Source organism: Streptococcus sp. 2022WUSS135 (assembly GCF_044427045.1).
In the GTDB taxonomy this organism is placed as follows: Bacteria; Bacillota; Bacilli; order Lactobacillales; family Streptococcaceae; genus Streptococcus; species Streptococcus hashimotonensis.
Map to the genome: position 1 here is coordinate 1 of NZ_JAOTGL010000042.1, position 9,804 is coordinate 9,804.

The window sequence follows — 9,804 nt, forward strand, 5'->3', positions numbered from 1 at the left end:
CATTTCTTTTTCCTGATATAATCTAATTGTTCAGGTTAGATAAAGGAGGAAAAAGAAATGGCTAAAACCAGTTACAGTTTATCACATACCAAATGGATGTGCAAATATCACATAGTTTTTACACCTAAGTACCGTAGAAAATCCATTTACTACAAAATAAGGCAGGACTTAATTGATATTTTCCGTCATCTATGTCGATACAAAGGCGTGGAAATTATTGAGGGACACATGATGCCAGACCATGTTCATATGCTTGTCTTGATACCCCCAAAACTTTCGATTTCCGATTTTATGGGATATTTGAAAAGTAAAAGTGCTCTAATGATATTTGATAAATACGCTAATTTGAAATATAAGTATGGAAATCGAAAGTTTTGGGCTAGAGGCTACTATGTTAGTACCGTTGGACTGAACGAAAAGACAGTTGCGAAATACATTCGCGAGCAGGAGAAAAATGACATTGCACTTGATAAATTGAGCGTCAAAGAGTATGAAGATCCATTTTCAGATGGCAGTTTTAGAACAAGATAAAAGCCCGTTGTTACGGGCATTAGTCAAGTAATTATAGCACTAACCTGAACGAAGTTCAGCGAACGTCTTTAGACGTCGCTGGAGAGAAACGGCTTATAGCCGGTGTACAAGCCACCCGTTTTCACGGGTGGTTATGACTATAGCGCATATTCTATTGAAATATATTCATGATGTTTTTTCAAAAGATAGAGCATCTGAGGCTTATCTTCTAAGAGTTTTTGGATAATTTCGTGATGGACATTGTGGAGATTGATTTTAACGCGAATCCTCATGCCTTGTTTGAAAATATGGATTTCGACATCATTGCTATCTTCCTTTAAGTAAGGCTCCAATAGCTGATAGATAGAATCATGTATTTCAGGGAAATGGATCGTTCCGTTGGCGAGTTCCTTGAAAGATGCCACTAATAAGTTCCAAGGTTCCTTAAATGAAATGATTGCTAGTGCCAGTGTCAAAAAGAAGTCACCAGTATAATGCAGGAAGCCTAACCAAGAGTTGATAGGAACAAGATAGAGCAGAAGAATTGCAATTCCAATTGCACCTGAAATGAGTCCGTCTATAAGGTTGCCTTTTGCTTCTGCTAATATGATAGTAGACAGATGATTGACTTTGGCACTCATATGGCGGTTGTATAGGTAAAGCCCCATGCAGACAAAAAACATGGTTATGGTATAAGGTAGAACGGGACCAGTAGTCATTTGATGACCGATTCCATGAACAAAGTAAGCAAAGGCTGTCGCGCTAGTTTCAAGTACAGCAAATACCAGGAGTAGTAGAGTTGCGAGAGATTTCATGATAGCGTAGAGAGGTTCTAGAAAATACAGTCCTTGAGGAAAAGTCTCGGTTTTCCGATGACTATTTTTCGATATGTAAACTGCAACTAAGGACGAAATAAATGCTATCAGAGAAAAGACTCCGTCTAGGAGGAGGGCGTTTAGGTCAGTCATGATATAAACGGCAATGCCTGCTAATCCAGATAAACCGTTCACAACAGAGGAAACAGTTAGAGATTTGCGTTCGATAATTTTATGGTCCATAATCCCTCCTTTTAATGTTTATCTATATATTTATTTTACCATAAAATGACATCGCTTTCAAATCAAGCAAATTAAAACAAGGTAGAGTGATAAGAAATAAAGGCTTAAAACCCTTGCAATAGACCTACGGGTTTTAAGCCTTTAATATCTGTTATCTGATAATTGAAATCATGTTATACTCTTCGAAAATCAAAATCAGACGTTGTTGACTTGATTTGATGAACTTCAGTTCTATCTGCATCTGCGTCGCCTAGTCTGATTTTGATTTTCATTGAGTATTAATATCCACTATTAGAATGAAATCTCCATTACAATTGGTGTATGGTCCTGACGAGCACCGGAGTCAATCATATCTGACTTACTTACTTTATCGGCGATGCGGTCGCTGACAAGCCAGTAATCAATTCTCCAGCCGGTGTTGTTGATTTTACTGGTTCGGCTACGTTGTGCCCACCAAGTATAGGCGTTGAGAACATCACCGTGCAAGTGGCGGAAGGTATCTGTAAAACCTTTTGCTAGAAGATTTGTAAAACCTTGACGTTCTTCATCTGTAAATCCTGGAGATTGACGGTTACTTGCGGGATTAGCAAGGTCAATTTCCTTGTGAGCAACGTTGTAGTCACCTGTTGCAAGAACAGGTTTGTGGCTATCAAGTTTTGCTAAGTAGTCAGCATACTGTACATCCCAGATTTGACGGTCAGCAAGTCGTTTCAAGCCATCACCAGCATTTGGCGTATAAACTTGTGTGACATAGAAGTCGTCAAATTCTAGCGTGATGATACGCCCTTCAGAATCCATGGTTGTTGGAGCACCAATCTCAGGGAAGGTAATGGTTGGAGTTAGATGGTTTTTGTAGAGGAAGAGCGTACCAGCATAGCCTTTGCGAGCTGGTTCTACAGATGAACGCCAGGTATTGGCATATCCAGGGAAGTAGCTTTCCAAAATTTCTAGATGCTTTTTAGTCGGTCCCTTATCTGACAATTTTGTTTCCTGAATGGCGATAATATCAGCGTCTTCTGTCACAAGTGTATCGATGACTGCGCGTGATAATAGGGCGCGCGGAGATTCTGCAGTCAATGCAGCGTTAAGAGAATCAATGTTCCAAGAAATGAGTTTCATAATGTTCCTTTTCTAGTCTGTTACTGTTTTACATTATACCAAAAATAAAAGTTGCAGGCGAATATGGAAACTTGAAAAAATTTTTTATAATTCTTGTATTATAACATTAAAATTGTGATACAATAGAACTAATAAATCTGTGTCAAGGAGGTTATTATGAAAAGAAAATTATTTGTTTTTGCCTGGTTAGCCCTAGTTTTGGAAATGCTAATCTACTACTGGTACCAGTTGCCTGCTTTAAATATTTTGAGTGTGGACTTCTGGATATTTTTCCTTCAATCTGTCGGACTGGTTTGGCTCATACTTTCCATGTTCAGCTCCAAAGGTGCTTTTCAAAAGGTGACCAAGATTTCCGGTCGCCAAAGACAAGTAGATACCTATCAGATTAAAACCTCGCAACTGCCAGCTTACTTAAAATGGTTGGGACGAATTTGGGTATTGGTTGTCCTGGCTTTGTTGGGGCTGGGGCTTATCAACTCACGTGTGTTTCGTGCTAAGGATTACGCTGCTGTCATAAGCGTCAAGGATGCGGATTTTAAAGCAGATTTTCCTGAAACAGACATATCCAAATTGGCCCTTTTAGATCGTGCCTCAGCCGAAAAAATCGGTGATACTTATCTAGGTACCATTGACAAGGTCTCCCAGTTTGGCATTTCGGATGATTATCGCCAGATTACTATCGGTCAGCAACCATTCCGTGTATCGCCTTTGGAATATAAGAATTTTTGGAAATGGCTGAGCAACCATCAAGATGGGATTGGTTACTACGTGAAGGTTAATCAGACAACAGGGAAGGCAGAACTTGCCAAGTTGAGCAAAGCCATGCACTATTCAGATTCCGAATTTTTGCTGAATGATACGTTGCGTCATCTTCGCCTGCAATACCCGACAACTATTTTTGGGAAACCATCCTTCGAAGTGGATGACCAAGGAAATCCATATTATATTGCAACGATTTACGAGCCAAAATTTGGACTTTCATCAAATGACCCGATTGGCGCTATTGTATTGGATGCAGTAACAGGGGAAAGTAAGAAGTATAGTCTGGAAGATATTCCAGAGTGGGTAGACCGTGTTTATTCAGCAGACAATGTTATCAGCCGTGTAGATGACCACTATACTTATCAAAATGGTTTCTGGAATACCATTTTCAGTCAAACTGGTGTGAAAAATACAACAGACAGCTATAATTATATTTCTATCGGCTCAGATATTTATCTCTACACAGGTATCACTTCAGCAACTGCTGATTCATCCAACCTTGGATTCATTCTTGTCAATATGAGAACTCGTGAAATTACCAACTACAAATTGGCTTCGGCGACGGAAACAGCAGCGCAAAAGTCTGCAGAAGGTGAAGTACAGGAGAAGGGCTATAAAGCCACTGCTCCAAGCCTGGTTAAATTGGCAGATACAGCTTACTATTTAGTATCCTTGAAAGATGATGCCGGCTTGGTTAAATCATACGCTCTTGTTGATGCTGAAGATTATCAACAGGTTACTGTTAATAATGATATTGCACTCTTAATTTCTCAAGTCACAGGAACGGATGCTTCTAGCCTTTCAGGATTGACAGTGACTGAAAATGGAGAAGTTGGTGAACAGACTGAGGTTATCAGTGGAAAAGTAGAAGCTTTAGCGAGTCAGACAATTGGCGGTACGACAATCTACTATATTGAGTCTGAGGGCAAGATTTATAAAGTCAAAGCAACGGAAGATAGTACAGATCGTTTACCGTTTATCAAAGTAGGAGATCACTTTAGCGGTCAGTTAGATAAGAAAAATTATCTTAAAAACTTTAAGGTTAATCCAGAATAATCATAAGAAAGAGTGAGGTAGAAAAGCCTTGCTCTTTTGTTTGTCATCACCCATGCGAAATATTTCAACTTATGGTATAATGGGGCGTTGTGGTTCTCTGACAGGAATCGGTAGCTTGTTCTGTCGAGTATCCCTATTCTTATTCTGAAGGAGTATTTTGTGAGTTTATTTAGAAAAAAACAAGCAGTCGGTCGCAATAGTCAAATGCGTCGGCATTTAGGCTTGGTTGATTTGATATTTTTAGGTATCGGTTCGATGGTTGGAACAGGTATTTTTACGGTAACTGGTTTGGCAGCAGCCCAGTATGCAGGTCCAGCTCTGATCATCTCAATTGTTATTGCAGCAATTTCAGTCGGACTAACAGCTTTGTTTTACGCAGAATTTGCCTCTCGTATACCGACTAACGGTGGTGCCTATGGTTATCTCTACTCGGTTTTTGGTGAATTTCCTGCCTGGATTGCTGGCTGGCTGACGATCATGGAATTCTTGACTGCTGTATCGAGCGTTGCATCTGGTTGGGGAGCTTATTTGAAAGGACTCCTAGCTAATTTTGGTATCGCTATGCCAACAGCTCTGAGCGGAACTTTTAACCCCGCTGCTGGTACCTATGTAGACCTCTTACCAGTTATCGTCTTAATTTTCGTAGTAGGAGTGGTCTTGCTTAATTCTAAGGCGGCTCTTCGTTTCAATTCAGCCTTGGTAGTTTTGAAATTTTCAGCGTTGGCATTATTTATTTTAGTAGGGTTATTCTTTATCAAACCAGAAAACTGGTCGAACTTCTCTCCTTTTGGCTTTGGTGCCATTTATGGTGGACAGGCGGGAATTATGGCGGGAGCGTCTCTCATGTTCTTTGCCTTCCTGGGATTTGAGTCTATTTCATTAGCGATTGATGAGGTGAAAAAACCTGAGAAGAATGTACCAAAAGGAATCGTATTGTCTCTATCTATTGTAACAATTCTTTATATTGTAGTGACATTAGTCTTGACTGGCATGGTTCACTATACTAAGTTGAATGTAGCAGATGCGGTTGCCTTTGCACTTCGAGAAGTTGGATTGGATTGGGCAGCGAGTTATATTTCTATTGTAGCAATCCTAACATTGATTACAGTATGTATTTCGATGACCTACGCCTTGTCGAGAATGGTCTATTCCATCAGTCGTGATGGTTTGCTACCGAAATCATTGAGCCGATTGACACAAACAAGCAAGGTTCCTAAAAATGCGACCATTCTTGTGGGGATTTTTGCAGCCATTTGTGCAGGTATTTTCCCACTAGCAAGTATTGCTTCCTTCCTCAATATCTGTACCTTAGCTTATTTGATCATGCTGGCGCTGGGTATTATTCGTCTGCGTCAAGTCGAAGGGTTGCCAAAAGATGGACAATTTAAAACACCTCTTGTTCCCTTGTTGCCTATCCTCTCGATTATCATTTGTCTTTCATTTATGTTCCAATATAGTTTAGATACTTGGTTAGCATTCGGAGTATCCTTGGTCGTTGGAATTTTGATTTACTTCTGTTATGGTTATCGTCATTCGGAAGCCAAATAATAGATTTCCCTTCTTTATTTGAAGGGATTTTTTGTACAATTTTTTTATAGAAACAATGGAAAACTTAAAAATAAAATAGTATAATATATATAACAATACAGATATAATAAAGGAGAAACGTATCCACAGTAGCCTAGGGAGTATGGTGTTAACAAATTATTAGGAATCCCTTCGTATTTTGGAGGGATTTTCCTGTTTTTAAGAGATGTTCTGGAAAATTAATGGATAAAGTTTTATACTAATAGTAGGATGGTAAAGTAGTCCGATGTAGATAGAATATTTGCGACGTGACTTTATAAATAAGGAGAGAAAATTGGAGGGGAATTGTGATGATGACGAGTGATATAGTATCAAGAGCGATGATGACTCGCGAGCGGACAAGAGGCACAACACTACTATTTTTGCCCTCCATTTTGCTATCTATTGTTTATGCTATACCAGTAACAATTTTTCGCCTACTGACATTTCTAGAGCTCCGTCAAAACAGTGCTTTTGTGGAGGGGCGATTGGTGTCTTCAATCAGGTTGACCTATTTAGGTGAGTTCGGCTTCGCTCTGCTGTTACAGCTGTTCATCGGTCTGTCCTGTTTTCATTTATTGGAATTGTTAAGAGGGGATAGACAGGAGTTTTCTTTAAAAGATAGTTTTTCATTTCTAAAGACAGAATGGAAGAAGCCTATCTGGACCACTTTTCTTTATTATTATTTGCTTCTTTTTATGGCTGGACTTCCAGCTAATCTAGGGGCTGCTTTATTTATTAAAGGTTTCACAATGAGTAGTTTGATGGTCTTATCTCCTGGGGCAATGGCAGAGCTGGCAGTTCATCAGCCTAGTCAATTAATGAAGATAGGGGCTCCGATTTTCCTACTAGGAATGATTATTTACCTTTTTGTCTACTATACCTACTCACAGGTTGTATTTGTCTTGTATGACCATTTGGATAATGCTAGTTATACTGGTCCTCTGGCTGTATTTAGGGAAAGTCGTTTCTTGATGAAAGGGAACTATTGGCAACGTATTTGGTTAGATTTATCCTTTTTAGGTTGGTTTATTGGGGAATTATTGACCCTTCATTTGTTATCTTTTTTTGTGACTCCTTACTATCATTTATCTAGGACTATTTTCTACGAAAAATTGAAAAAACAAAGACTGTCAGCTGTAGAGTAGCTAACAGTCTTTTATGATTATAGGGAGCTTGTTTTGCGCTTGAAATAGAGGTCGTAAACCAACCAGGAAATCATTATTCCTTGGACAAGCAAGCTGATGACGGAGCCTTCTACACCAAACTTTCCACCAGATAGCCACTCAGGACCAGTGATACCGATTTGAACAAAGGCTTGACCAGCATCGGTGCCGCTGACCGGGAATGCAAAAACATTCCCTTGGAAACAGTTCCACGCAGCGTGTAAGCCACCAATCACCCAAATGTTGCCTGTTTTGAGCATAATGAGGCAGGCAAGAATGGCAAATAGGGTTAAATCCAAAATTGGAATGAGTGAAATAGCATTGTTTCCGAGATGGAGAAATGTGAAGAAGAGGGAAGAAATAATGATACCAATAGGAATATTGTGTTTAGCTGAAAGTGATGAGAACATCCATCCTCTTGTTAGAATTTCTTCTGTCGTACCTTGGATAGACCAGGCAAGGATAAGGATGATAAATTCTCCGACTAATTTTGTAGAGAACTGGATGCTTGTAAATTCAATCGCGCCTAATCCCCACATGATGAGTGTGCAAGTGGTCAGCATTGCAGCTCCGATTCCCCAACCTAGTAGAAAATCTTTTCCCGCCCCTTTTTTGGTAAAACCAAGTCCTGCCCACGGGCTTTTTTCAATATACCGTGCCCATAAAATGACCATCAGACTGATAAAAGCGAAGGCGAACAGTTCAAAACTTACAGAAAGGGTTTCGCTAACTGGGAGTAAAAAGGTTACTGGAGTAAGAATAACCGCTCCTAGTGAATCTCCCACTATCAACAAAATAGTAGCTACAATAGGAGAGGTGAGGATGTTGAGATTGAAAGCTGATTGAGCTTTCTCATTAATAAATTCGGTTTTCATGGGACCTCCTTTTTATAATATACTTTACTAGTTCACTATTCTACCATATTTTTCCAAAGAAGACTAGACCTAATTTCCTAGTATATGGTAGAATAGTACAAAGCTATATAAGGAGAATAGTGTATGGAATTGAATCAATGGCTGAAGTCCTTCCAACTGAAAGATAATCGACTAGTGGGTCCATTTTTTTACGGGACACCTCTTGCGCTTAGATTTGAAATTGGGCCTGCAGATGAAGCAGAAGAATTACCAAGAGCAATCTATCTTGAAAGAGCCTATGCACGTGCAGTGGAACTTTTTGAGCAGGCTAGTTCAGAATACGACTATGTGCTCCTTTCGCTCCTTCGACAGGAAGATAGGGACATAGACACCTACCTCTGGCATTTTTCATCGAAATTTAACTTCGACAAGGTTCCTGAGTCTGAGTTGATAGAAGTGGAGGACTGGACGGGAGATGTGCTAGTCTTTGAGCGCTATCTTTTCCCAGTTACCGACCAAGACCTAAACGCTTTGTTGAGGGAGATTGTCAAAGCCGACCATGGAGGTTTTAACTATCTATCAAGTTCTGTTCTCTTCCTATCTAGTCAGGACAATATCATCTATCATTGCTACGATGATCGGGGAGTTGATATTGCTGTTTTAGATGATGACAAACGTTTGGAGCTCTTTACAGACTGCCATGACCTCCTATTTGACTATGATATGGAGGAGATGGAGAGAAGGGTGAGGGGGGAGGAAATCACTACTAAAGGTGATATACCATCTCTTAGATAAAAGTCCTTCACAAGTGAATACAGGTTCAAAAAATCCACAGTAAAATCTGTGGAAAATATGGTAGAATAGAACAGTAGAAAAGTTCCAAAAGCGGGGTGGAAATCTATTTTGGGAGGTGGCAACTTTATTTTTGATGGAAAGCAAAACTTTCTCATAAAAAAACGGGAGTGGGAAAGAACTCAACCATTCATAGAAGAGTTCGTTTTCCCACCCCCGCACAGTTGATTAGGTTAGATTTGGAGTGTAAAACACGAACAAATCTGCCAATCAACCACTGCGCTGAGATGTTGACACTAACTTTGAGAAGCGGTGCTGGGCTTTTTGCCCAGCCTCTAAAAGTTGCACTAATTCGATTTTTGAAAAATATCGTTTCAAAAATCTCACGTTAATACCAAAGACAATCAACATTTCTATTGATTTTACTCTAACTAATGTCTGCCGCAGAGGCTCTCGGGCTGATGTTTCAGTTTGGCACATTACTAATTGTGCTACTGACATTTATTTTTAACAATCGTAAAAAATAAAAGACAGCCAACTGCTATGAAACTTTGACAGAGTGAACTAGCAGGTTGACTGTAATCTTCATTCGTCCCGTCTTTAAAATGCTCAAACAGTCTGGGAGACTGTTTGAGGTCGTTTCCCCAAAAAAACAGAAGGAAACGAACACGGCGGATTGGGTTGGAGCTCAATCCCTTTTTCACACTCACTATATCACAAACTAAAATCGTTTGACAATTTTTTATCTACATCATCAAAAACGGCTTGACAGCCTAAGAAAAGGAGAATACCATGAGCAGAGCAGAGCAGAGCAGAGCAGAGCAGAGCAGAGCAGAGCAGAGCAGAGCAGAGCAGAGCAGAGCAGAGCAGAGCAGAGCAGAGCAGAGCAGAGCAGAGCAGAGCAGAGCAGAGCAGAGCAGA

Annotated in this window: 10 protein-coding genes; 6 read left to right on the top strand and 4 right to left on the bottom strand. The window is 39.9% G+C overall.

Going from position 1 to position 9,804, the window contains the following annotated elements:
• Positions 1 to 57 precede the first annotated feature (57 nt).
• Entirely contained in the window at positions 58 to 531 is a 474-nt protein-coding gene (tnpA, locus tag ODU45_RS09385) for an IS200/IS605 family transposase (RefSeq protein WP_136671879.1), read from the top strand.
• A 137-nt stretch (positions 532 to 668) separates the two neighbouring features.
• Here the strand turns inward: tnpA and ODU45_RS09390 are convergent, their stop codons facing one another.
• Both ODU45_RS09390 and ODU45_RS09395 read right to left on the bottom strand, forming a co-directional pair.
• Positions 669 to 1,568, bottom strand: a complete 900-nt coding sequence (locus tag ODU45_RS09390) for a cation transporter (protein ID WP_105212349.1) — start codon at positions 1,566 to 1,568, stop codon at positions 669 to 671.
• A 291-nt stretch (positions 1,569 to 1,859) separates the two neighbouring features.
• Positions 1,860 to 2,687 (bottom strand): exodeoxyribonuclease III, encoded by an 828-nt coding sequence (locus ODU45_RS09395; protein ID WP_012775042.1) that lies wholly within the window; start codon positions 2,685 to 2,687, stop codon positions 1,860 to 1,862.
• 156 nt (positions 2,688 to 2,843) lie between these two features.
• Between ODU45_RS09395 and ODU45_RS09400 the strand changes: the two genes are divergently transcribed.
• The 3 genes from ODU45_RS09400 to ODU45_RS09410 all read left to right on the top strand — a co-directional run bounded on the left by ODU45_RS09400 (position 2,844) and on the right by ODU45_RS09410 (position 7,219).
• A complete protein-coding gene (locus ODU45_RS09400) occupies positions 2,844 to 4,505 on the top strand; it encodes a hypothetical protein (RefSeq protein WP_398581200.1) in 1,662 nt (553 codons plus the stop codon).
• Positions 4,506 to 4,664: 159 nt separating this feature from the next.
• Positions 4,665 to 6,053, top strand: a complete 1,389-nt coding sequence (locus ODU45_RS09405; RefSeq protein WP_024415048.1) for an amino acid permease — start codon at positions 4,665 to 4,667, stop codon at positions 6,051 to 6,053.
• 329 nt (positions 6,054 to 6,382) lie between these two features.
• A complete protein-coding gene (locus ODU45_RS09410; RefSeq protein ID WP_105178606.1) occupies positions 6,383 to 7,219 on the top strand; it encodes a DUF975 family protein in 837 nt (278 codons plus the stop codon).
• 17 nt (positions 7,220 to 7,236) lie between these two features.
• Here the strand turns inward: ODU45_RS09410 and ODU45_RS09415 are convergent, their stop codons facing one another.
• Entirely contained in the window at positions 7,237 to 8,112 is an 876-nt protein-coding gene (locus ODU45_RS09415) for a CPBP family intramembrane glutamic endopeptidase (RefSeq protein WP_105178605.1), read from the bottom strand.
• 123 nt (positions 8,113 to 8,235) lie between these two features.
• Here ODU45_RS09415 and ODU45_RS09420 point away from each other — a divergent pair, with 123 nt between their 5' ends.
• The gene (locus ODU45_RS09420; protein WP_253212993.1) at positions 8,236 to 8,886 is read left to right on the top strand and encodes a DUF3885 domain-containing protein; all 651 of its coding nucleotides are present in this window, start codon (positions 8,236 to 8,238) and stop codon (positions 8,884 to 8,886) included.
• Positions 8,887 to 9,153: 267 nt separating this feature from the next.
• Here the strand turns inward: ODU45_RS09420 and ODU45_RS09425 are convergent, their stop codons facing one another.
• Positions 9,154 to 9,363: a hypothetical protein gene (locus ODU45_RS09425; protein WP_398581202.1), complete on the bottom strand. Its 210-nt coding sequence runs from the start codon at positions 9,361 to 9,363 to the stop codon at positions 9,154 to 9,156.
• On the opposite strand from ODU45_RS09425, the gene ODU45_RS09430 reads away from it, so the two are divergent.
• Positions 9,345 to 9,410, top strand: coding sequence for a putative holin-like toxin (locus ODU45_RS09430; protein ID WP_220125377.1), 66 nt, complete (start codon positions 9,345 to 9,347; stop codon positions 9,408 to 9,410). The two genes, ODU45_RS09425 and ODU45_RS09430, sit on opposite strands and share 19 nt — an antisense overlap.
• Positions 9,411 to 9,804: the final 394 nt, after the last annotated feature.